The 20947-nt window shown below is 63.4% G+C and carries 20 protein-coding genes; 13 read left to right on the top strand and 7 right to left on the bottom strand.

Annotation, left to right across the window (positions count from 1 at the left end; all coding sequences use genetic code 11):
* Window positions 1-6: 6 nt before the first annotated feature.
* Complete coding sequence (gene nadB, locus KO538_RS27900; RefSeq protein WP_219330298.1) at window positions 7-1620, bottom strand: L-aspartate oxidase; 1614 nt, start codon at window positions 1618-1620, stop codon at window positions 7-9.
* 205 nt (window positions 1621-1825) lie between these two features.
* Here nadB and KO538_RS27895 point away from each other — a divergent pair, with 205 nt between their 5' ends.
* The 6 genes from KO538_RS27895 (at window position 1826) to KO538_RS27870 (ending at window position 8994) form a co-directional block, all read left to right on the top strand.
* On the top strand, window positions 1826-3214 hold the full coding sequence (locus KO538_RS27895; RefSeq protein ID WP_219330297.1) for a TIGR03013 family XrtA/PEP-CTERM system glycosyltransferase: 1389 nt from the start codon (window positions 1826-1828) through the stop codon (window positions 3212-3214).
* Entirely contained in the window at window positions 3211-5313 is a 2103-nt protein-coding gene (gene prsK / locus KO538_RS27890; protein WP_219330296.1) for an XrtA/PEP-CTERM system histidine kinase PrsK, read from the top strand. The genes KO538_RS27895 and prsK overlap by 4 nt, the downstream gene beginning before the upstream one ends.
* Before the next feature lie 15 nt (window positions 5314-5328).
* Complete coding sequence (prsR, locus tag KO538_RS27885) at window positions 5329-6699, top strand: PEP-CTERM-box response regulator transcription factor (protein ID WP_219330295.1); 1371 nt, start codon at window positions 5329-5331, stop codon at window positions 6697-6699.
* Window positions 6700-6789: 90 nt separating this feature from the next.
* Window positions 6790-7233 carry a hemerythrin domain-containing protein gene (locus tag KO538_RS27880; protein WP_034748516.1) on the top strand — a complete coding sequence of 148 codons (444 nt, stop codon included), beginning with the start codon at window positions 6790-6792 and terminating at the stop codon, window positions 7231-7233.
* Between the two features lie 36 nt (window positions 7234-7269).
* A complete protein-coding gene (locus KO538_RS27875; protein ID WP_070301813.1) occupies window positions 7270-8205 on the top strand; it encodes a hypothetical protein in 936 nt (311 codons plus the stop codon).
* Between the two features lie 219 nt (window positions 8206-8424).
* Window positions 8425-8994, top strand: coding sequence for a DUF1439 domain-containing protein (locus tag KO538_RS27870; RefSeq protein WP_070301811.1), 570 nt, complete (start codon window positions 8425-8427; stop codon window positions 8992-8994).
* Between the two features lie 23 nt (window positions 8995-9017).
* On the opposite strand, the gene KO538_RS27865 is transcribed toward KO538_RS27870, so the two are convergent.
* Together KO538_RS27865 and KO538_RS27860 are read right to left on the bottom strand one after the other, a co-directional pair.
* Window positions 9018-9518, bottom strand: a complete 501-nt coding sequence (locus KO538_RS27865; protein ID WP_070301809.1) for a hypothetical protein — start codon at window positions 9516-9518, stop codon at window positions 9018-9020.
* On the bottom strand, window positions 9515-9745 hold the full coding sequence (locus tag KO538_RS27860; RefSeq protein ID WP_034748505.1) for a hypothetical protein: 231 nt from the start codon (window positions 9743-9745) through the stop codon (window positions 9515-9517). The genes KO538_RS27865 and KO538_RS27860 overlap by 4 nt, the downstream gene beginning before the upstream one ends.
* A 122-nt stretch (window positions 9746-9867) precedes the next feature.
* Here KO538_RS27860 and KO538_RS27855 point away from each other — a divergent pair, with 122 nt between their 5' ends.
* Both KO538_RS27855 and KO538_RS27850 read left to right on the top strand, forming a co-directional pair.
* The gene (locus KO538_RS27855) at window positions 9868-10653 is read left to right on the top strand and encodes a hypothetical protein (RefSeq protein ID WP_219330294.1); all 786 of its coding nucleotides are present in this window, start codon (window positions 9868-9870) and stop codon (window positions 10651-10653) included.
* 118 nt (window positions 10654-10771) lie between these two features.
* Window positions 10772-12817, top strand: a complete 2046-nt coding sequence (locus tag KO538_RS27850; RefSeq protein WP_219330293.1) for a M13 family metallopeptidase — start codon at window positions 10772-10774, stop codon at window positions 12815-12817.
* Window positions 12818-12861: 44 nt separating this feature from the next.
* Here KO538_RS27850 and fdx read toward each other — a convergent pair whose 3' ends face one another.
* From fdx to lpxO, 3 genes are all read right to left on the bottom strand, one after another.
* Entirely contained in the window at window positions 12862-13194 is a 333-nt protein-coding gene (gene fdx / locus KO538_RS27845; protein ID WP_070301798.1) for an ISC system 2Fe-2S type ferredoxin, read from the bottom strand.
* Window positions 13195-13255: 61 nt separating this feature from the next.
* On the bottom strand, window positions 13256-13654 hold the full coding sequence (locus KO538_RS27840) for a DUF6331 family protein (RefSeq protein ID WP_219330292.1): 399 nt from the start codon (window positions 13652-13654) through the stop codon (window positions 13256-13258).
* A gap of 83 nt (window positions 13655-13737) precedes the next feature.
* Window positions 13738-14637, bottom strand: a complete 900-nt coding sequence (lpxO, locus tag KO538_RS27835; protein ID WP_070301794.1) for a lipid A hydroxylase LpxO — start codon at window positions 14635-14637, stop codon at window positions 13738-13740.
* 144 nt (window positions 14638-14781) lie between these two features.
* On the opposite strand from lpxO, the gene KO538_RS27830 reads away from it, so the two are divergent.
* The 3 genes from KO538_RS27830 (at window position 14782) to KO538_RS27820 (ending at window position 17684) form a co-directional block, all read left to right on the top strand.
* The gene (locus KO538_RS27830; protein WP_072453709.1) at window positions 14782-15216 is read left to right on the top strand and encodes a hotdog fold thioesterase; all 435 of its coding nucleotides are present in this window, start codon (window positions 14782-14784) and stop codon (window positions 15214-15216) included.
* Window positions 15217-15484: 268 nt separating this feature from the next.
* A complete protein-coding gene (locus KO538_RS27825; RefSeq protein WP_219330291.1) occupies window positions 15485-17065 on the top strand; it encodes a methyl-accepting chemotaxis protein in 1581 nt (526 codons plus the stop codon).
* Window positions 17066-17147: 82 nt separating this feature from the next.
* The gene (locus KO538_RS27820) at window positions 17148-17684 is read left to right on the top strand and encodes a hypothetical protein (protein ID WP_219330290.1); all 537 of its coding nucleotides are present in this window, start codon (window positions 17148-17150) and stop codon (window positions 17682-17684) included.
* A gap of 100 nt (window positions 17685-17784) precedes the next feature.
* On the opposite strand, the gene KO538_RS27815 is transcribed toward KO538_RS27820, so the two are convergent.
* Entirely contained in the window at window positions 17785-19284 is a 1500-nt protein-coding gene (locus KO538_RS27815) for an MFS transporter (RefSeq protein WP_219330289.1), read from the bottom strand.
* Window positions 19285-19393: 109 nt separating this feature from the next.
* Here KO538_RS27815 and KO538_RS27810 point away from each other — a divergent pair, with 109 nt between their 5' ends.
* Both KO538_RS27810 and KO538_RS27805 read left to right on the top strand, forming a co-directional pair.
* A complete protein-coding gene (locus KO538_RS27810; protein WP_219330288.1) occupies window positions 19394-20287 on the top strand; it encodes a LysR family transcriptional regulator in 894 nt (297 codons plus the stop codon).
* Window positions 20284-20928 (top strand): DUF6000 family protein, encoded by a 645-nt coding sequence (locus KO538_RS27805; protein ID WP_219330287.1) that lies wholly within the window; start codon window positions 20284-20286, stop codon window positions 20926-20928. Before KO538_RS27810 ends, KO538_RS27805 begins: the two co-directional genes overlap by 4 nt.
* The last annotated feature ends 19 nt before the right edge of the window (window positions 20929-20947 follow it).

The following is a 20947-nucleotide window of genomic DNA, read 5'->3' as shown; positions in this document are numbered from 1 at the left end:
GTAACATTACCGGTGCGGCGGCGTCAGCACGCTGGCGATCGCCTTCGGCAAGGTCTCAGGATAATCGCGGCTGAAGTGCAGGCCGCGGCTTTCTCGGCGGGACAGGGCGCTGTTGACGATCATCGAGGCCACGTCGACGAGGTTGCGCAATTCCAGCAAATCGTGCGTGATGCGGAAGTTGCGGTAGTACTCGTCGATCTCTTCCTTCAAGAGCGCGATGCGATGCTGGGCCCGTTCCAGGCGTTTCGTCGTGCGCACGATGCCCACGTAATTCCACATGAAGCGGCGCAGCTCGTCCCAGTTGTGGGAAATCACCACTTCCTCGTCCGCATCCGTGACCCGGCTTTCATCCCAGTCGGGCAGATACGGCGTGCCCAGCTTTTCCTTGCTTTCGATGTCTTGTGCGCAAGCGCGGCCGATGACGATGCATTCCAGCAAAGAGTTCGACGCCAGGCGGTTTGCGCCATGCAGGCCCGTGCATGCCGTCTCGCCGACCGCGTACAGGCCCGGCAAGTCGGCGCGCCCTGCCAGGTCCGTCACGACGCCGCCGCATGTGTAGTGGGCGGCCGGTACGATGGGGATAGGCTGCTTGGTGATGTCGATGCCCAGTTCCAGACAGCGCGCGTAGATGGTCGGGAAGTGTTCAATGAGGAATTCGGCCGGCTTGTGGCTGATGTCCAGGTGCACGTAATCGAGGCCGCGTTTCTTGATCTCGAAGTCGATGGCGCGCGCCACCACGTCGCGCGGCGCCAGTTCGGCCCGCTCGTCGTGGGCCAGCATGAAGCGCGTGCCAGCGGCCGCACCCGCTTCAGGCGGCAGTTTCAGCAAGCCGCCTTCGCCACGGATGGCTTCGGTGATCAGGAACGATTTGGCATACGGGTGGTACAAGCAAGTCGGGTGGAACTGGATGAATTCCATGTTCGACACGCGGCAGCCGGCGCGCCAGGCCATGGCGATGCCGTCGCCGCTGGCCGTGTCAGGATTCGTTGTATATAAGTAGACTTTGCCGGCGCCGCCCGTGGCCAGCACGGTGTGCTCGGCGGCAAACGTCAGTACTTTACCGGTTTGCTCATCCTGTACGTACAGGCCGTGGCAATGCGGTTGCGCGTTGCGCTGGGTCGGCTTCATGCCCAGCTTGTCGGAGGTGATCAGGTCGATGGCGCAATGGTGTTCGAACAGGCTGATGTTCGGGTGGGCGCGGACCTTTTCTTCCAGGGTCACTTGCACGGCGTGGCCGGTGGCGTCGGCCGCGTGGATGATGCGGCGTTGGCTGTGTCCGCCTTCGCGGGTCAGGTGGAAACCCAGTTCGGCCGTGGCGTCGCGCGTAAACGGCACGCCTTGCTCGATCAGCCATTCGATGGCTTCACGGCCGTGCTCGACGATGTAGCGCGTGGCGCTCTCGTCGCACAGGCCGCCGCCGGCGATCAGGGTGTCTTCGATGTGCTGCTCGTGGCTGTCGCCCGAGTCCAGCACGGCCGCGATCCCGCCTTGCGCCCAGTTGCTGGCGCCATCGAGCAGCGCGCGTTTGGAAATGATCGCGACGGTGCGCGTCTCAGCTAAATGCAGTGCAACCGATAAACCCGCCAGGCCACTGCCGACAATCGCTACATCAAATTTCATGACATTTATCTTTTTTTAGGGGAAGCATACTATATGCCATTTCCCCTCATTCGGTAATGTATTGAGATAAATTCTGCAAGCGAAAGATAGCCGGGGCTGTAGCTTGTGGCGCATCAATGTCTTCTTGGAACAGTTCGCCATGATGGCAAGACCAGCAGCGGGCCGCCTTGCGCGCGGCCTGATGCTTTTTGCCGCAGGGGGAACCATGATCCGCATCTTCAGCCATTATGTGTCGAAAACAGCGTTTATCCTGCTGTTGCTGGAAATCCTGATCCTGCTGCTGTCGGCCACCCTGACGTCCTTGCTGTGGCTGGCGGATGGCAGCCACTTGGTGCGGGCGAGCGAGGTCTACCTGTCGTCCTCGATCTTTGCGCTGGTCATTGTCTTGAGCATGAGCGCGCTGGGCATGTACCAGCACCGCTCGCGCGAAGACATCCGCAACACGTTATTACGCATCCTGCCCTCGTTCGCGCTCGGTTTTGCCGTGCTCAGCGTGTTGATACGCTTTATTCCAGCCCTGCATTTCGGACGCGGCAGCGTGCTGATCTTCGGCCTGGGCGCCATCGGTGTGCTGCTGGCGCGCCTGCTGGTATTCAAATCCTCGCAATCGGCGCTGATGAAAGGCCGGCTGATCCTGGTGGGTGGCGGGGTACTGGCGCGCGAATGCATGGATTTGGCGGCCAGCAAGATCGGATTCCACCAGTTTACGGTCGTCGGCTGCATCGATGTGGCGGGCGAGCAATGCTGCGTGCCGGCCTCGGCCTTGCTGCCGACCGGACCGTCCCTGCTGGCCACGGCCCAGCGCCATGCCGCGCATGAAATCGTCGTGTCCGTCAGCGACCGGCGCAATGGCGCGTTTCCTGCCAAACAACTACTTGAATGTGCGCTGGGCGGCGTCAAGGTGATCGACGCGGCCACGTTTTTCGAGCGCGAAGCGTGCCAGATTCGCATCGATTCATTGCAACCGAGCTATTTGACCTATGGCGGCGGCTTCGACCAGAGCTTTTTCCGCGCCACGTCGAAGCGTTTGTTCGACCTGGCGGCCAGCGGCGTCATCTGCCTGGCGTCGCTGCCCGTGATGCTGGTGACCGCCCTGTGCATCCGCCTGGAAGACGGCGGCCCCGTGTTCTATCAGCAAGAACGGGTGGGGCGCGACGGCCAGCCGTTCAAGGTGCTGAAATTTCGCAGCATGCGCTGCGATGCCGAGCGCGACGGCACGCCCATCTGGGCCTTGGCCAACGATGCGCGCATCACGCGCGTGGGCAATCTGATCCGCAAGCTGCGTATCGACGAGCTGCCGCAGATGCTCAATGTGTTTCGCGGCGAGATGAGTTTTGTGGGACCACGCCCCGAACGCGCGTATTTTGTCGAGCAACTGAAGGAGCAGGTGCCGTACTACAACATTCGTCACAGCATCAAGCCGGGCATCACGGGCCTGGCGCAGGTGCGTTACCAGTATGGCGCCTCCGTCGACGATGCCGTCAAGAAGCTGCAATACGATTTGTATTATGTGAAAAACAATAGCCTGTTCCTCGACCTGCTGATCCTGCTCGACACGGTGCAGGTGGTGCTGTTTGGCAAGGGCAGCCGATGATGCGGGACCAGTCGGACTGGCTGGCGGCGCCCGATGCGGCGGCTCTCAGCCATGGCCTGGCGTCGCTGGCCTTCTTCGTGCTGGCGCTGCTATTGATCAGCAACTGGCGCGCGCGGCAGAACGTGCGCGTCTTGCTGGTGGCGTGCCTGGCGACGGGCGGCTGGGCGACGGGCACGGTGGTGCTGGTACTGCTGGGGCAGCGCATCGCGCTGGCCGGCGACGCGCTCGAATTGCTGCGCACCCTGGCCTGGCTGGTGTTCCTGCTGCTGCTGATCGAACCGTCGCGGCCCCGTTTGCGCCTCGTGCTGGTGGGCATTGTCCTCACGGCGCTGGCGCCGTGGCTGCTCTCCATGGCCTCATCCTGGCTGGCGCTGCCTTTGCCGGCGCGGCTCATCGCCAGTGTTTGCCGTTTGCTGCTGGCCGTGCTGGGCATGTTGTTGGTGGAACAGTGGTACCGCAACACGCCGCCCCTGAAACGCTGGGGCATCAAGTTTGCGTGCCTGGGCGTAGGCGGGCTGTTCGCCTATGATTTCTATCTGTACAGCGACGCCTTGCTGTTTCGCGCGGTCAACGATGACATCTGGGCCGCGCGCGGCATTGTTGACGCTCTGTGCGCGCCGCTGCTGGCCATCTCGGCCGCGCGCAATCCGGGCTGGGCGCTGGGCTTGTCCGTCTCGCGCCAGATGCTGTACCGCTCGGCTGCCTTGCTGGGTTCGGCCATCTATTTGCTGGCCATGGCGGCCAGCGCCTATTATCTGCGCTACTTCGGCGGCACCTGGGGTTCCCTGATGCAGATGGCATACCTGGGCGGCGCGGCCTTGCTGCTGGCGGGCGTGCTGTTTTCCGGCAGCCTGCGCGCCAAGCTCAAGGTGTATATCAATAAACATTTTTACAATGCCATCTTCGATTACCGCGAGGAATGGCTGAGATTTACGCGGGCCTTGTCCGAAGATGGTCCGGCCCTGGGCGAACGCACGATACAAGCGATGGCGCAGCTCGTGGAAAGCCGCGCCGGCGCGCTGTGGATCTTGCGCGAACAGGGGCAGTTTGCCCCGGCGGCCAGCTGGAACTGGCCGCCGAGCAGGTGGAGCGAGCCGGCATCTGGTCCCTTGTGCCAGTTTTTGGAGGCAAGGCTATGGGTGATCGACGTGCCCGACTGCCAGCACAATCCGCGCCAGTACGGCGGCTTGCAGTTGCCGCCGGCGCTGCTGGCGCTGCCCGGCGTGTGGCTGCTGGTGCCATTGATGCTGCACGGCCAGCTGTTCGCCTTTGTCGCGCTGGCGCGGCCCCGCACGCACATCAGCTTGAACTGGGAAATCCTCGACGTGCTGAAAATTGCCGGCAGCCAAGCCGCCAGCTACCTGGCGCACCGCGAATCGCTCGATACCCTGACGGTGGCGCGCCAGTTCGACTCGTTCAACCGCATGTCCACTTTCATTGTGCACGACCTCAAAAACCTCGTGTTCCAGCTGTCGCTGCTACTGAGCAATGCGGAAAAGCACCGCGCCAATCCCGCCTTCCAGGAAGACATGCTGGGCACTCTCGACCATTCCGTGCAGAAAATGAAGACCTTGCTGCAGAAACTGGCGCGCGGCGAAGCGCCGGAAGCGCCCGCGCCGCTGCTGCTCGACGGCTTGCTGCGCCAGGCCGTGGCCGCCAAGGCGAGCCTGGCGCCGGCGCCCCGGCTGGAAATCGTCGATGGCGAGCTGACGGTGCTGGCCAACCGCGCGCGCCTGGAACGGGTGCTGGGCCATTTGATCCAGAACGCGATCGAAGCGACGGCCAGCGATGGCAAGGTGGCCGTGCGGCTGCGGCGCGAACAGCATACGGCCGTCGTCGAGCTCGACGATACGGGGCAGGGCATGAGCGAGCAATTCATCCGCGAACGCCTGTTCAAACCGTTCGACACGACCAAGACGGCGGGCATGGGTATCGGCGTGTTCGAAAGCCGCGAATACCTGCGCGAAGTGGGCGGCAGCCTGGAAGTGCGCAGCGAGCCGCAGGTGGGCACGACGTTTCGCGTGGTCCTGCCGCTGCACGCGGCCACGGGGTCTGACCCGCCGGGTCATACCCCAGATTTCCGCTGCTCTACCCGTTGACTGGAGTGCATACGTATGGCGAAACAAAAACTGCTGGTCATTGAAGACGATCCCGGCCTGCAAAAGCAGTTGCACTGGAGTTTTGACGGCTATGAAGTCTTGCTGGCGGGCGAGCGCGAGGCGGCGCTGGCGCTCGTGCGGCGACACCAGCCGGCCGTCGTGACGATGGACCTGGGCTTGCCGCCCGACCCGGACGGCGCCACGGAAGGCCTGGCCACCCTGCGGCAAATCCTCGCGCTGGCGCCGGACACGAAAGTCATCATCCTGTCCGGCAACCAGGAGCGCGTGCATGCCTTGAAAGCCATCGCCCTGGGCGCCTACGATTTTCACCAGAAACCGTTCGAGGCCGACATGCTGGGCCTGGTCATCGCCCGCGCGTTCTATCTGCACGCGATGCAGCAGGAAAACCGCCGCATGCTGCAGACGCAGGCGGACTCGCCGCTGGCCGGCATCGTCAGCCGCGATCCGGGCATGTTGAAGCTGTGCCGCAGCGTGGAAAAAGTGGCGCCCTCGTCGGCCAGCGTGATGCTGCTCGGCGACTCGGGCAGCGGCAAGGAACTGATTGCGCGGGGCTTGCACGCGCTGTCGAGCCGCCATGCGCAACGCTTCGTTGCCATCAATTGCGCGGCCATCCCCGAAAACCTGCTCGAGAGCGAGCTGTTCGGCTATGAGCGGGGGGCGTTTACGGGCGCGGCGCGGCAAACCCTGGGCAAGATCGAACTGGCCCACGGCGGCACTTTCTTTCTCGATGAAATCGGCGACATGCCGATGGCGCTGCAGGCGAAACTGCTGCGCTTCCTGCAGGAGCGGGTCATTGAGCGCGTCGGCGGGCGCGCCGAGATCGCCGTCGATGTGCGCATCGTCTGCGCCACGCACCAGGACCTGAAAGTGCTGGCGGAGGAGGGACGTTTCCGCGAAGACCTGTTTTACCGCCTCAGCGAAATCGTGCTGCGCATTCCGCCGCTGCGCGAGCGGGCCGGCGACGCGGCCTTGCTGGCCCACCATTTCAAGAACAAGTTCTGCGCCAGCGAAGGCCGCAGCAACCTGCATTTCAGCACCGGCGCGCTGCAGCTGATCGAAAGCTACGGCTGGCCCGGCAATGTGCGCGAAGTGGAAAACTGCATCAAGCGGGCCGTCATCATGAGCGACGGGCCGCAGATCGCCGCCGATGACCTGGGCCTGCCCGCCAGCGCCCAGGCAACGCCCCAGGATGAACCGCTGAACCTGCGCCAGGCCCGCGACGGGGCCGAATACAAGGTGATGGTGCGCGCGCTGGCGCGGGCCGACGGCAATATCGCCAAGGCGGCCGAACTGCTGGGCGTGAGCCGGCCCACCTTGTACGACCTGATGGGCCATCACGGCATCAAGTCGCAGGTGAATAGTTGAGTGTATTAAAAATCAAGATTGTGTAAGGCGTCGCACATACGCTGGCGCCGCCATGGCGCATCCTTGCCTCATCTACAACAAGGAGGCGCCATGAACGCGATCAATCTATTGATGCAGGACCATAAGGCCGTGAAGGCCCTGTTTGCCCAATATGAAGGCTTGAGCGACCGCTCATTTGCCACCAAGAAAAAGCTGGCCGACCAGATCTGCCAGGAACTCACCGTGCACACGCAACTGGAAGAAGAAATCTTCTACCCGGCCGTGCGCCGCCCCATCCACGACGGCGACCTGATGGATGAAGCCCTTGTCGAGCACGCGAGCGCCAAGGAGCTCATCGCGCAAATCGCCGCCATGGACCCGGCCGACGACCTGTACGACGCCAAGGTCAAGGTGCTGTCCGAGCAGATCGAGCACCACGTCAAGGAAGAGGAGGGCGACATGTTTCCGAAGGTGCGCGAGACGGCCGTCGATCTCGACGCGCTGGGCCAGGAAATGGCCGCGCGCAAGGAGCAGTTGACGGGCGTTGCCGCCTGAACGGCTTAAGAAAATCAACAACCAAGGGAGTATTCCATGCAAGCTACACAATTGTCCGTGTCGGACCTGAACAATCCGGGCGTCTCCTGGGGCGCCGTGCTGGCGGGCGCGGCCGCTGCGGCCGCCTTGTCCTTCATCCTGCTGATCCTCGGCGTGGGCCTGGGTCTGTCATCCGTGTCGCCATGGTCGTTCAACGCGACGGCCATCGGCGTGTCGACCATCGCCTGGCTGGCCTTCATGCAACTGGCCGCGTCCGGCATCGGCGGCTACATGGCGGGCCGGTTGCGCGTGAAATGGAGTGCCATCCACACGGATGAAGTGCACTTCCGCGATACGGCGCACGGCTTGCTGGCCTGGGCTGTGGCCACCCTGATCACCGTGGCCGTGATGGCCGGGGGCACGCGCGCCGTACTGAGCGGCGCCATCGATGCGGGCAGCGGCGTGGCGGCGGCGGTGTCCCCAGCGGCGGGTGCGGGTGCGGCTGGTGCGAAGGCGGACGAGGGCGGCGGCGCCAATCCGCTCGATTATTTCTCGGACATGCTGCTGCGCGCACCTGCCGTGCCTGCCACCGCTGCTGCCACCACCGGCACCCTGGCGGTACCTACGGCCAATGCCAGCACGGCCGACCAGCGCATGGAAACCGGCAGGATCTTCGCGACAAGCCTGTCCGCAGGCAGCCTGGCCGCCGATGACCGCGCCTACCTGGGCCAGGTCGTGGCCAGCCGCACGGGCTTGACGCAGGCCGAAGCGGAAGCGCGGGTCGACGCCGTCTACGGCCGCGCAGCCAAGGCCGCCGCCGATGCCAAGGCGCGTGCCCAGCAGGCGGCCGACACGGCCCGCAAGGCCGGTGCCCACACGGCACTGTGGATGTTCGTTGCCTTGCTGCTCGGCGCTTTCGTGGCCAGCCTGGCGGCAACGTTTGGCGGCCGCCAGCGCGACCATGAGCGCGTGCTGCGCCACGTCACCATCTGAACCCTGTCTCTATAAACTGTATAAAATCAAGGAGTCCTCCATGCGTTCCATCCTCTTGCTGCTGCTGGGCATTCCATTGCCCATTGTCATACTGATCGCCCTGTTCGTCCGCTGACAAGGCCAATACAAGAACCGGTGCCCGCTGCAAGGTGGGCGCCGTTTTTTGCGTGAAAGCGGGCGCATGTGTAAGATGGCGCCATCTTTCCTCCGAGACCATCCATGAACGTGACCTCCATACGTCCCTTGCTGAAAACCGCCACGATCGCCGCCTTTGCCTGTACTGTGCTGGCCGCGTGTTCCACCCTGATCGGCCCGCGCGACGTGAATGTGTCGCTGAGCAAGATGCAGCAAGGCCTGGAGCGCCGCTTTCCCATCGATAAGCGCGTGCTGTCCGTGCTCGACGTCAAGCTGACCCACCCGCAATTGTCCTTGCAGCCCGAGCGCGAACGGGTGGCCCTGAGCGTGGACGCCAGCGTCCTGCCGCCGTTCATCCGCCAGACCTGGCGCGGCAGTCTGGCCATGTCGGGCCGCCTCGTGCTGGACGCCCAGCGCAACGCCGTCTACCTGAGCGAAGCGAGCGTGGACAAGGTGACCATCGACGGCATGGATGAAGCCCAGCAGCGCCAGTTCGCCAAGGTGGCCAGCCTGGTGGCCGACCAGCTCATGCATGAAACCCCGATCTACACGTTCAAACCCGACGAATTGCGCTATGCGGGCGTGCAATTCGTGCCCACGCAGCTCAGGACCACCAGCAATGGATTGACGGTGACGTTCGAGCCGGTGAAGTAGGGGCGCATTGCACCAGGATGCTGTTACGGGAAAATGTAATGAAGGCTGTCGGCAGGCGGTTCTATCCGCTCAAGAACCACCCGGGCGAGCAGCTTTTCGATGGCCTCGGCGTCGCGCACATTCTGCTCTGACACCGCATAGCCATCATGTAGAGAAATTTTCAGCACCCCGGCATGGCACCAGATGAAGACCTCGATACCCATGATGTCACACCGCCCGGGCTGTTGCCACAAGGTGCCATCAATCAGCGATGGAAACTGCAAGTATGCATCGCCGGGGTAGGCGACGCCAGGTAAAGGCTGCGGTGGCGGTGCGTCAAATTTCACCAGCTTGATGCCCAGGCCCGCCAAGAATGTGTCGAGCTGTGCGGGTTCGACGTAGGCAAAGGCGACATCCAGTGAGTCGCCGTCATTGGCATGTCCCCCAAGCGCCCTGAAAAAACGGAAGAACTTCAGGCGCCGCGACCACTTGCGCAGCTTTTTTTCGTCATGTTCCTCGAACAGGTATTGCGTCCATCGATTCACGGCGATCCTTCATTAAGCTGTATCGTTGTGTTATTGCGCGGCGTCGCCTCTTCATGGAACAGGTCAGCCAGGTATTCGCACAGCGCATCGGCTTGAATATCGTCGGGAATAATGAAATCGGCGGGCCGGCGCTTGCCTTCCGCGCCGAGATAGAATGCGCGCCATGCTCCCGGCATCCCCCGGATGCCAATCAGCGTGCCGAAAACATTGAATCTGAATTCCTGCATCAGTCTGCTCCAACAAAACAAATGGTTTGAATGTGCCGCGACAGGAAGCATTGCGTAAAGCGCCGTGACATAACCCGATATTTATTGTGCTATAGTAACATTTACTTAACTTGGGGCGGGCGATGATGAATATCAGCACGGTGGGAATCCAGCCTGGGGCATTATCGGTCGCGCAAGGCAACAAGACATCATCGGACAAGACATCGTCGGACCAGGCGCAGGCCACCCGGGCACCGGCTGGCGCTGGCGCCGTGGCCGACGACGTCGTGATTTCCACCCTGGCCGGGCGCCTGTCGAAGGCCGCGACAGCCACCAGCGCCACCGTCCAGGGCTACGATCATGCGGGGCTGGGTGTGTGGGTGAAGGACAATACGACGGAGATTCTCTATCCGCTGGACGCGGAACACAAGGCGGCCGCCGCCAGGCAGGTGCCGCAACCGAATGACGCGGCCTCGGCAAAGTCGGCCGCTGCCGCCACCGCTTATGTTGACAGGAAGGGGCCGAATCCCTTTGCCGGCTTGTCGCGCGAGCAATTGTCCACCATTTCGAACGATGACAGCGGGACCTTTACCATCAACGAGCGGCGTGCCGCCTTTACGCAGGCATACGATGAAGAACAGGCCTGGCGCACCCAAGTCGTGGCGCAAGCCATGCAGGAATACAATAGCACCGGCAAGATGACCAATTTCTTCAAGTCGGTGCTGGGGCATTTCAATACATTGCCCCAGCTGGAGCAATCGCAATACCCAGCCAGTTATGCGAGCGACCTGGAAGACAAGATCAAGCTCGATTTTAATTATTTCAATCATGCGGCCGGCGATGGCGGGCCAACGCCGGGCTCGCTTGCCGATCTGCTGAAAAATCAGGGTAAAAAGACCGTGGACCTGTTCGGTCTCCTGATCCGCTGATACCTGGAATTGTTCAACTGTCATTGTTGCGGGGCAGGCTGGCGGACTATAATCCGGCCTCCCATGCCTGGACAAGCATGTTCCCCAACATGAAGTGAAAACAATTAAAGGAATCTTCGTGAAACGTTCACTGATCAGCGCCGCCTGCTGCGCCTTGCTCGCCTTATCTTCGCCCTCGCTGTACGCCCAAGCCACCAATCCCGCCGCACCCGTCTCCGGCATCGACCTGAAAACCCTGGACCCGGCAGTCAGTCCCAGGGATGATTTCTACGGCTACGTCAACGGCGTGTGGACCCGCAATACGGAAATCCCGGCCGACAAATCCGTCTGGGGCACCTACATCGAATTGCGCGAAATCGCCCAGGGCCAGTTGCGCGGACTGATCGACGCCACCGTGAAAAATCCCGGCAAGCCAGGCAGCGAGGCGCACAAGATCGCCGACCTGTACACGAGCTTCATGAACGACAAGGCGCGCAATGCGGCCGGCTTCAAGCCCCTGCATGCCGAACTGGCCCGCGTGGCTGCCGTCAAGGACAAGAAAGACTTGCCGGCGCTGCTCGCCTATCTGCAAGGCAATGGCGTTGCCACGCCGTTTTCCGCTTATGTGGCGCCCGATGCGCAAGACCCCGAGCAGTACACGGTCAACATCAGCCAGTCCGGCCTGGGCTTGCCCGACCGCGATTACTATCTGAAGGATGACGACGCCAAGCTGCAAGCCGTGCGCGCCAAATACCTCAAGCATATCGAGACCATGCTGGCCATGAGCGGCGACAAGGCCGCTGCTGAACATGCGGCGCAGATCCTCGACATCGAGACGCGCCTGGCGGCAGTGCAGTGGACGCGCGTGCAGATGCGCGACCCCGTCAAATCGTACAACCGCGTCGATTTCGACAAATTCGCGGCGCTGGCGCCAGCCTTCGACTGGAACGCCTACTTTACGGCCGCCGGCCTGGCGCCGAAAGCCTCGTCGGCCGTCGTGCGCCAGCCCAGCTTCATGACAGGCTTTTCCGAGACCGTGGCCGCCGTGCCGCTGGCATCGTGGAAGAGCTATCTGAACTGGCGCATCATCGAAAGCTATGCGTCCTACCTGGACAGCGCGACCGTCAAGGAACGCTTCGCCTTCGACGGCACGGTGCTGCGCGGCGTGCCGCAAAGCGAACCGCAGTGGCAGCTGGCGCTGCGCTTCACGGATAACGCCATCAGCGACGCCGTCGGCAAGCGCTACGTGGAAATGTATCTGCCGCCGGAAACCCGGCCCCGCGTGATGGCCATGTTCGACAATTTCGTCGCCTCGTTCAAGGATGGCATCGAGCAGCTCGACTGGATGGGCCCGGAAACCAAGAAGGAAGCCCAGCTCAAGCTGGCAGCCTTGAAGCCGAAGATCGCCTACCCCGATACCTGGCGCGACTACAGCAGCATGAAGACGCAGCCGAATGACCTGATCGCCAACGTGCGCGCCGCGCGCGCGTGGAGCCGCCAGCAAAACCTGGCCAAGCTGGGCAAACCGGTCGACCGCGACGAATGGTCGATGACGCCGCAAACCGTCAACGCCAGCTACAGCCCGGCCCTCAACGCCATCACGATTCCGGCCGCGATTTTGCAGCCGCCATTTTTCAACGTGAAGGCGGAAGACGCCGTCAATTACGGCTTGCTCGGCATCACTTTTGGCCATGAGATCAGCCATGCCTTCGACGATTCGGGCAGCCAATATGACGCCAAGGGTCGTCTGCGCAACTGGTGGACGGCGCAAGACCGGGCCGCCTTCAAGGCGCTGGCCGCCGGCCTCGTCAAGCAATACGGCGCCTACAGCCCGGTGCCGGGCTACCACATCAATGGCGAACTGACCCTGGGCGAAAACATCGGCGACAATTCCGGCCTGTCGATCACCTACAAGGCCTACCAGCGTTCGCTCGGTGGCAAACCGTCGCCCGTCATCGATGGCTTGACGGGCGAACAGCGCCTGTACATCGGTTTTGCGCAGAAATGGCGCGCGAAATTGCGTCCCGAAGCGGCCATCGCCCAGATCAAGAGCGACCCGCATTCGCCGGGCGAATTCCGCGCCAAGGGCACGGTCAAGAACCAGCCCGGTTTCTATGAAGCGTTCGGCATCAAGCCGGGCGACCCGATGTATCTGCCGCCCGAGCAGCGTGTGATCATGTGGTAAATCCGTGGTAAACCCGTAGGGCAGTCGCGCAACCGCGCCGGGGACTATTCCTTGGCGTGGTTCAGCGTGTACCGGGGCAGCTCGACCGTCAGGTCTTCCTGCGCCAGGCGCGCCTGGCACGACAGGCGCGAGTGGGGCTGCAAGCCCCAGGCCTGGTCCAGCATGTCTTCTTCATTGTCGCCCAGCTCGTTGAGCGAGTCGAAACCCTGCACCACGACCACGTGGCAGGTGGAACAGGCGCCGACCTGGCCGCAGGCGTGTTCGATGTCTATTTTGTTGAGCTGCAATGCGTCGCAAATGCTCATGTTTTCCGGCGCGTCGAAGACGGCGCCTTCCGGGGCCAGCTCGGGATGGGGCAGGACGGTGATTTTTGGCATGCGGGATTCTCCTCGTTTATCCTTCAATGCCGTCACTGTGGACCTTCCCGCCTTGGCAAGGTCAAGCCCCTGCGGCATCCTGCGCGACGATGCACTCGTCCAGATGCTCGAGCAATTGCAGGAACACGCGTTTATCCGCGTAGTGATTCATCGTGTTACTCAGCAATACATCGCTGGCGGCCGCTGCCACGGCGCTGTGGGCTTGCGCGCAGGCGGCATGCAGTTCTGCCCGATCAAGTTCCAGCAGCGCCGTATTGACGGCTTCGCGTGTGAAATCGTAGGCATCCATGCCGCAGCAGTCGGCGACACAATGGGTTTCCAGCAGGCAGATCAGCGGCCACAGTTCCCCCAGCAAGGGATCGATGTCGATGGCTTGCTCATAGCGGCCGTCAAGACCGATGAATTCGATCCATGCGTCGTCGCCGATCTGGATATCGTATTGGTGGTCGCGTTGCGTCATGTTTCAACATTCTCCTGGGCAGTGGTATCGCATTATAAAAAAAAACCGCCCGAAGGCGGTTTTCTTGTGCGGTAATGCGGCGCTTAAATAAAATAGATCAGCGCGATGATGCCCACGACCAGCGCCACGCGGGTGATCTGGTAGGCCGTCTTGTTCCACGCCTTGAAGCGGCGGCGGTACTGGCCCATGGTCCAGGAAATCTGGAACAGCTTGCTCACGCCGCCCACCTGGTCGCCCAGTTCGTTCGGCGAGGCGGCGGCCGTCATCAGGGTGCGGCCCAGCCAGCGGTTCAAGCCTTGCGCCCAGCGGTAGCGCATCGGGCGCTCGATGTCGCAGAACAGGATGATGCGGTCGCTGTCGGCATCGTTGCGGGCCCAGTGGATATACGTTTCATCGAACATCACGGCCTGGCCGTCGCGCCAGCTGTGGCGTTCGCCATCGACGTCGATGAAGCAGCGGTCGTCGTTCGGCGTCTGCAAGCCCAGGTGGTAGCGCAAGGAGCCCGCGAACGGGTCGCGGTGCGGGTTGAGCTTGCCGCCTTGCGGCAGTTCCGCGAACATGGCTGCCTTGATCGACGGAATCGATTGTAGCAAGGCATAGGTTTGCGGGCACATCTGCTGCGCCGACGGGTGGTTCGCGTCATACCATTTCAGGTAGAAACGCTTCCAGCCATATTTGAAGAAGGAATTGAAACCGACGTCATTGTTCTTTTCGGCGGCCTTGATCTTTTTCATTTCCTGCATGCGCAGCGCTTCATCGCGGATGATTTGCCAGTTCTGCTGCAGCGGCGCCAGTTCCGGGAATTGCTCGACGGCCAGATACGGCGTGGCCGGCACCTTGGAAAAGGTGTGCATGAACAGGTTCAGCGGCGCCATGAACGAGGAGTGATCGAAGATCTGGCGGCGGAACGGCAGGCGCACCTTTCCCCGAAAATGAATATGTAAAACAGAAAACACAAAAATGCCCAGCAAGGCCCACTTCATACACAACCTCGTTTTTTAAGAATGGGGCAATTATAACCAGTTAATGCCATGGCCACCCCGGGCCACGGTGAAGGAAAGATGAAGCGGCACGCGCGGACGCTCTGTCCTACAATGGCCTTTTCTACACACTTATCCGAGGTAACAATGGAAATCTGGCACGCACCGCTCGACCTGGCCATCCTCAACGCCGCCAGCGAGGGCACGGCCATGCGCCACCTGGGCATCGAATTTACGGCCTTCGGCCCCGACTGGATCGAAGCGACCATGCCCGTCGACCACCGCACCATGCAGCCATTCAAGCTGCTGCACGGCGGCGCCTCCGTCTTGCTGGCCGAAACCCTGGGTAGCATGGCCGCGAATGCCTGCCTCGATTCCAGCCGCCACGTGAGCGTGGGCCAGGAAATCAATGCCAACCACCTGCGCGGCGTGCGCGGCGGCCACGTGACGGGGCGCGCCACGCCGATCCACCGGGGCCGCACCAGCCAGGTCTGGGAAATCCGCATCACGGGCGACGACGGCAAACTGTGCTGCATCTCGCGCATCACCATGGCCGTCATCGACGCCCCGGGCGCGGGCTGATACGGCAGCTCTTGACTTGCATCAAGGCATGAAAAGCGAGCGCGTGAAATCATAAAAAACGCTGTTCGCTTATAATTCAGTGTGCTGTTGTATGGCGTAGCGGAAAGTCCCGCGCGCCTGCATTGCCCGACATTAGAAGCTGACTGCCCAAAAAACGCCAGTTAGAGACCCATCCCGCAGCATGCGGGAAAGGCACACGACGGCGAGCAGATCGCCCGGTTCTAGCGGAACCGGCAAAAAATCAACTTTATACAGGGCAATAACAACAATGATGTCATTCAATCGTTTGACGATAGGCGCGCGCCTGAGCGCAGGCTTCGGGCTGCTGGTCTTACTCATGCTGGTGCTGGCGGCCTTTGCGCTGCTGCGCATCGGCGCCATTTCCGGCGCCATGGACGCGCAAGAAAAAGTCCAACTGGAAAAACTCGAACCGCTGTACGTGGCGCGCGAAGCGCTCGACCAGACGGGCCTGGCCGCCCGCAACGCATATATCTTCCACGACCAGGCCGCCGCCGAGAAAGAGCTGGCCATCCTCGACAGCCAGAAGGCCCTGTACCTGGACGCGCTGGCCCGGCTGGCGCCGCAGTTCGCCGGCGATCCGCAGTTCCAGAAAGTCAGCACGGGCTTGAAAGCCATGGCGCAGGAATTGCAGCGTCCGCGCCAGTTCCGCGCCGCGGGGCAAATGGAGCAGTACGGCACCTTCCTCGTCGAAGAGTGCAGCCCCTTGCGGCGCCAGATCGTCGCCGACATCGATACGGTGCTGAAAAACGTGCAGCGCGAATCGGAGCAGGCCAGCGTGGCCGCGCGCGCCATCTACGGCCAGTCGCTGCGCTGGATCGGCGTGCTGGCCGCGCTCAGCGTGCTTATTTGCATTGCGGTCGCCACTGTCATCACGCGCGGCCTGCTGCGCCAGCTGGGCGGCGAACCGGCGTATGCGGCCGCGATTGCCGGGCGCATCGCGCTGGGGGAGTTGGCCATCGATGTGCACACGCGCCACGGCGACGACAGCAGCCTGCTGTTTGCCATCAAGACCATGCGCGACAACCTGGCCGCCATCGTCGGCAAGGTGCGCCATGGAACGGAAAGCATCGCCACGGCCTCGACCGAGATTGCCACGGGCAACCGCGACCTGTCGCAGCGCACGGAGCAGCAGGCCGGCTCGCTCGAGGAAGTGGCGTCATCGATGGAAGAACTGATTTCCACCGTGCGTCAGAATGCGGACAACGCCCAGCAGGCGAACCGCCTGGCGCGCGAAGCGTCGAAGGTGTCGGAGCAGGGCGGCAAGGCCGTGGCCGAAGTGGTGCACACCATGGGCCTGATCAATGCCTCGTCAAACAAGATCGTCGACATCATCGGTGTGATCGACAGCATCGCCTTCCAGACGAATATCTTGGCCTTGAACGCGGCCGTGGAAGCGGCGCGCGCCGGTGAACAGGGACGCGGCTTCGCCGTCGTCGCCACCGAGGTGCGCAGCCTGGCGCAGCGCTCCAGCGCCGCCGCGCGCGAAATCAAGGCCCTGATCGACGATTCCGTCAGCAAGGTGGGTACTGGGACCGTGCTCGTCGAGCAGGCGGGCGCCACCATGCATGACGTGGTGGCCGGCATCGGCAGGGTGACGGGCATCATGGCCGAGATCAGCCACGCGACGCAGGAGCAGGGCGCCGGCATCGAACAAGTCAACCGCGCCATCGTCGACATGGACCGTGTGACCCAGCAAAACGCGGCCCTGGTCGAGCAGGCGGCCGCCGCCGCGCACGAATTGCAGCAGCAGGCCGCGCAGCTGGAACAGGAAGTGGGCATCTTCAAGCTGGCCCCGCCGGCCAACGGACCGCTGCGCCTGGCAGCCTGAGGCCGACGGTGCTTTGGCGCGGCGCGCGCCAACCGGCATATTCCGCGCTACAATGAGCGCTGGATCACCGCCAGGACGACTCATGCAAGTGCGCAGCAGCCATGATCTATCCAGCCCGGACGACGACAAACCGGCGCCGCCCGTGCTGCAGCTGGCCCTTGCCGGTCTCGGCTGGGGCTTGCTGACCTGCATGCTGTGCTTTGCCATCCTGTTCGTGACCAAATGGCTGCTGCCGCCCGAATACTGGGGCGCGCACACGGGCCTGTCCAAGTTCAAGCGCGAAATGTCGCTGCCCCTGCTGGTGTTCTGGGTCGTCATCTATTCCCCCATCCTGGAAACCTTCCTCGGCCAGCTGCTGCCGCTGGAAATCCTCCGGCGCCTGGGCGCCAGTCGCCAGCTCAGTGTTTTTATCGGCGCCATCCTGTGGGCCATCGTGCATTTCATCAGTGGCGGCTTGCTGCACGCCATCGTCGCGCTGGGGTCCGGCGCCATGTTCAGCTTTGTCTACCTGCGCTATCGCGGCCCCAGCGTGGCCGTTGCCTACGCGACAACGGCGTTTGCGCGCGCCTGCAACAATATCGCCATCCTTATCGCGGTGTTCTACGGCCTGGACACCTAAAGCACCGTCCAAAACCTACTGCGCGTCGGTATAGGCGGCCTGCGATGCTCACCGTACTCTAGTACGGTTGCGCTTCTCGACCACCTCTACCTTCCGCTCGCTACGGTTTTGTCAGGCGCTTTTCTTTCTTCCTGAGCAAATACGGCACCAGCGCCGCCAGCGCTACGGCCAGCACCGCCAGGCCGACCAGCAACTGGCGGAAGGCGGCGTCATAGCTGGCGCGCAGCAGCGCTTCCTGGCCGCCCAGCAGCTGTGTTGCTTGTTGGATATCACCGAGCGCGGCGCGGCTGGCGGCGGCCAGCACCGGTAAATCGGCCGGCAGTTGCTGCGCCAGGCCTGCACCGATCAGGCCGGCCAACAAGGAGCCCGCCAGGGCCAGCGCCACCCCATCGGCACTGACGCGCACGGTATTGAAGATGCCGGTCGCCATGCCGGCCCGCTCCGTTTCCACCACGCTCAGGGCCATGCCATCCATCAAGCCCCACGGCAAGCCGATGCCCACGCCGATCAGCAGCAGGGGGCCGGCCAGCGCCGCGGTGCCGCCATGGCCCAGCACTTGGGCCAGCCAGGCCAGGCCCGCCGCGGCCAGCAGCAGTCCCGCCGCGCACAGGGCGCCCGTCTCGACCCAGCGCGACAGCAGCGCGGCCAGCACGGGCACGAGCAGCAGCGGCGCGGCCAGGGCGATCATCAGACGGCCCGCCGCCAGCGCGGACATGTTGTCGATACCGATGAAGCGCCCGGGCAGCATGACGATGAGCACGATGAACAGGAAGGCGGGCGAGGCGGCCAGCACCTGCACGGCGACAAAGCGGCGCTGGCGGAACAGCGACAAATCCAGCATGGGCCGCGCCGTCCTGCGCTCGATGGCGACAAAGGCGAGGAACAGCAGCACGGATGCGGCGACGGACAGCAGCACGGCGCCGTTGCGCCAGCCGTGTTCGGGCGCCAGCAGCATGCCCAGGGTCAGCAGGCCCAGCGCGGCGCTGAAGCTGATGGCGCCAGGCCAGTCCAGCCGGCCCTGGCCGCGCGCCGGATCGGCCGGCACGCTGACCCATACCAGCAGCATGCCGATGGCGCCCAGCGCGGCCGTGGCATAAAAGATGGCGGGCCAGCGGGCCAGCGCCAGCATGGCGCCGGCCGCCAGCGGACCGAAGGCCAGGCCCAGGCCGAATGTCGTGCCCAGCACGCTCATCACGCGGCTGCGCGCCGCGCCGTGGAACAATGGTGCCAGCGACGACATGGCGGCGGCGAACGCGGCGGCGCCGCCCAGGCCCTGCACGAAACGCAGCGCGGCGATCCATGCCACCGATGGCGCGACGGCAATGGCCAGGGTCGCCACGCAAAACAGCGCCAGCCCCGCCAGCCAGACGCGGCGCCGCCCCAGCACGTCCGTCAGGCTGCCGGCCACCATCATGGCGCTGCCATAGCTGAGGATATAGGCATTGATGACCCAGTTCAGGGCGGCGGCGCTGCCGTGCAATTCGGCGCCGAGGGCGGGCAGGGCCACGGCCGGGCCCGTGAAGCACAGGGGTATCAGCAAGCCCGTCAGGCAAGCGGCCAGCACTTGCAGCGGGAGTAAAAGAGGTAAGGAAGAGGACATGGGTGTCGGATATGAAAGAAAGAGGGGCGAGTATGGCGCGCCCATCATTGAAGAAAAATGGGCTAAACTGATCAACATATCGGACAAAAATGTCTTGAGTGGAGTGTGAATGGATAGCTTGGGTGGCATCGCCATGTTCGTGCAGGTGGCCGACAGCGGCAGTTTTTCGGCCACGGGCCGGTTGCTGGGCCTGTCGTCGTCGGCCGTCGGGAAAAGTGTGGCGCGCATGGAAGCGCGGCTGGGCGCGCGCCTGTTCCAGCGCAGCACGCGGCATCTGGCCTTGACGGCGGAAGGGGAAAAATTCCTGCAGCGCTGCAAGCGCATCCTGGCCGAGGTGGAAGCGGCCGAGCGTGAACTCGGTGAATCGGGCGGCGCGCCCAGCGGCCGCCTGCGCATCAGCCTGCCACGCTACAGCGGCCTGTTCGAAGCGGCCATCGCTGCGTTCATGCAAGCCTATCCCGCCATCGAACTCGACCTCGATTTCTCCGACGCCATGGTCAATATCGTCAGCGATGGCTTTGACGCGGCCGTGCGCACGGGCGAACTGGCCGATTCAAGCCTGATGCGGCGCAAACTGTGTACGTTCCGCCGCCTGCTGGTGGCGTCGCCCGCCTACCTGGCGCGCCACGGCCGGCCCGCCGATGGCGCCGAACTGATGCGGCACGCGCGCCTCGATTACCGCTTTCCCGCCACGGGCCGTTTGGAACAGTGGCCGTTGTTGGACGAGGCTGCCCAGCCGGCGCCCGGCATGGTGTGCAACAGCGTGGAAATGCGCGTCTTCCTGGCCGTGCAGGGGCAGGGCGTCGCCTACCTGCCCGCATTTGCCGTCCAGCGCGAGCTGGCGGCGGGGCAACTGGTCTCGCTGCTGGACGAGCATACGCAGGCGCGCACGGCATTCTGGCTGCTATGGCCGGCCAGCCGCCACCTGCCGCCGCGCTTGCGCGTGTTCATCGATTTCCTCGTGGAACAGTTGCAGGATCAAATTTTTGGAGCTATGCCATGACGGTGGATTCTTCCCTGACGCCCTTGCAATTGCATGTGGCTGGCGCCACCGTGCGCCATGACCACCCGTTTGCCATGCCGTCGCTGCCGCAGCAGGAACCGCTGACGGCGGCCTTGCGCGACGGCTGGGTGCGGCCCCTGTACATGGGCTTGCACCAGCCCCAGGCGCTGGCGTGCGCGCAGCGGCTGGCGCAGGCCGACGCCACCGTCATCGCGCGCCTGCTGGGGCAATTCGACTGGCGCAGCCGCACGGCGGGCGCCTACCTGGCCGCACTGACCGGACAGTCCGCTTTCACGGACCAGCTGGGCGGCCTGCTGCTGGCTAGCGAGGTCTGCTACGCGGGCAGCGCGTATTGTCTGGCGCTGGCTGTTTTCGACACGCCAGCCAGCCGCGACTACCTGCACCGCTATCTTGAATATTACTTGTGCCAGCCGCAGCTGCACTTTGATCAGGAGCACGCGATGGCGGCCATTGCCTACCTCGATGGCCAGCATGGCCGGGATGAGGCGGCCCGCCACGCGCCGGCCTGGACCGCCTTCGCCGCCAGCCGCCCGGGCCTGGCGCTGGACGACGCGCTCGCGCAATTTACTTCCCGCATGGCCGCCTTGCACGCTTTGCAGGCCGCCGCGGCTGGCAAATAAGCGCCATCTCCCCAAACTG

The organism is Janthinobacterium sp. NKUCC08_JDC, from assembly GCF_019345575.1.
GTDB classification, from domain to species: Bacteria; Pseudomonadota; Gammaproteobacteria; order Burkholderiales; family Burkholderiaceae_D; genus Janthinobacterium; species Janthinobacterium aestuarii.
This window is presented reverse-complemented; position numbering and strand designations above follow the sequence as displayed.

Excerpts from the sequence above, each read along its gene's own strand:
- nadB (WP_219330298.1), bottom strand. The coding sequence starts at position 1,620 with ATGAAATTTGATGTAGCGATTGTCGGCAGTGGCCTGGCGGGTTTATCG.
- KO538_RS27895 (WP_219330297.1), top strand. The coding sequence starts at position 1,826 with ATGATCCGCATCTTCAGCCATTATGTGTCGAAAACAGCGTTTATCCTG.
- prsK (WP_219330296.1), top strand. The coding sequence starts at position 3,211 with ATGATGCGGGACCAGTCGGACTGGCTGGCGGCGCCCGATGCGGCGGCT.
- prsR (WP_219330295.1), top strand. The coding sequence starts at position 5,329 with ATGGCGAAACAAAAACTGCTGGTCATTGAAGACGATCCCGGCCTGCAA.
- KO538_RS27880 (WP_034748516.1), top strand. The coding sequence starts at position 6,790 with ATGAACGCGATCAATCTATTGATGCAGGACCATAAGGCCGTGAAGGCC.
- KO538_RS27875 (WP_070301813.1), top strand. The coding sequence starts at position 7,270 with ATGCAAGCTACACAATTGTCCGTGTCGGACCTGAACAATCCGGGCGTC.
- KO538_RS27870 (WP_070301811.1), top strand. The coding sequence starts at position 8,425 with ATGAACGTGACCTCCATACGTCCCTTGCTGAAAACCGCCACGATCGCC.
- KO538_RS27860 (WP_034748505.1), bottom strand. The coding sequence starts at position 9,745 with ATGCAGGAATTCAGATTCAATGTTTTCGGCACGCTGATTGGCATCCGG.
- KO538_RS27855 (WP_219330294.1), top strand. The coding sequence starts at position 9,868 with ATGATGAATATCAGCACGGTGGGAATCCAGCCTGGGGCATTATCGGTC.
- fdx (WP_070301798.1), bottom strand. The coding sequence starts at position 13,194 with ATGCCAAAAATCACCGTCCTGCCCCATCCCGAGCTGGCCCCGGAAGGC.
- KO538_RS27840 (WP_219330292.1), bottom strand. The coding sequence starts at position 13,654 with ATGACGCAACGCGACCACCAATACGATATCCAGATCGGCGACGACGCA.
- lpxO (WP_070301794.1), bottom strand. The coding sequence starts at position 14,637 with ATGAAGTGGGCCTTGCTGGGCATTTTTGTGTTTTCTGTTTTACATATT.
- KO538_RS27830 (WP_072453709.1), top strand. The coding sequence starts at position 14,782 with ATGGAAATCTGGCACGCACCGCTCGACCTGGCCATCCTCAACGCCGCC.
- KO538_RS27825 (WP_219330291.1), top strand. The coding sequence starts at position 15,485 with ATGATGTCATTCAATCGTTTGACGATAGGCGCGCGCCTGAGCGCAGGC.
- KO538_RS27820 (WP_219330290.1), top strand. The coding sequence starts at position 17,148 with ATGCAAGTGCGCAGCAGCCATGATCTATCCAGCCCGGACGACGACAAA.
- KO538_RS27815 (WP_219330289.1), bottom strand. The coding sequence starts at position 19,284 with ATGTCCTCTTCCTTACCTCTTTTACTCCCGCTGCAAGTGCTGGCCGCT.
- KO538_RS27810 (WP_219330288.1), top strand. The coding sequence starts at position 19,394 with ATGGATAGCTTGGGTGGCATCGCCATGTTCGTGCAGGTGGCCGACAGC.
- KO538_RS27805 (WP_219330287.1), top strand. The coding sequence starts at position 20,284 with ATGACGGTGGATTCTTCCCTGACGCCCTTGCAATTGCATGTGGCTGGC.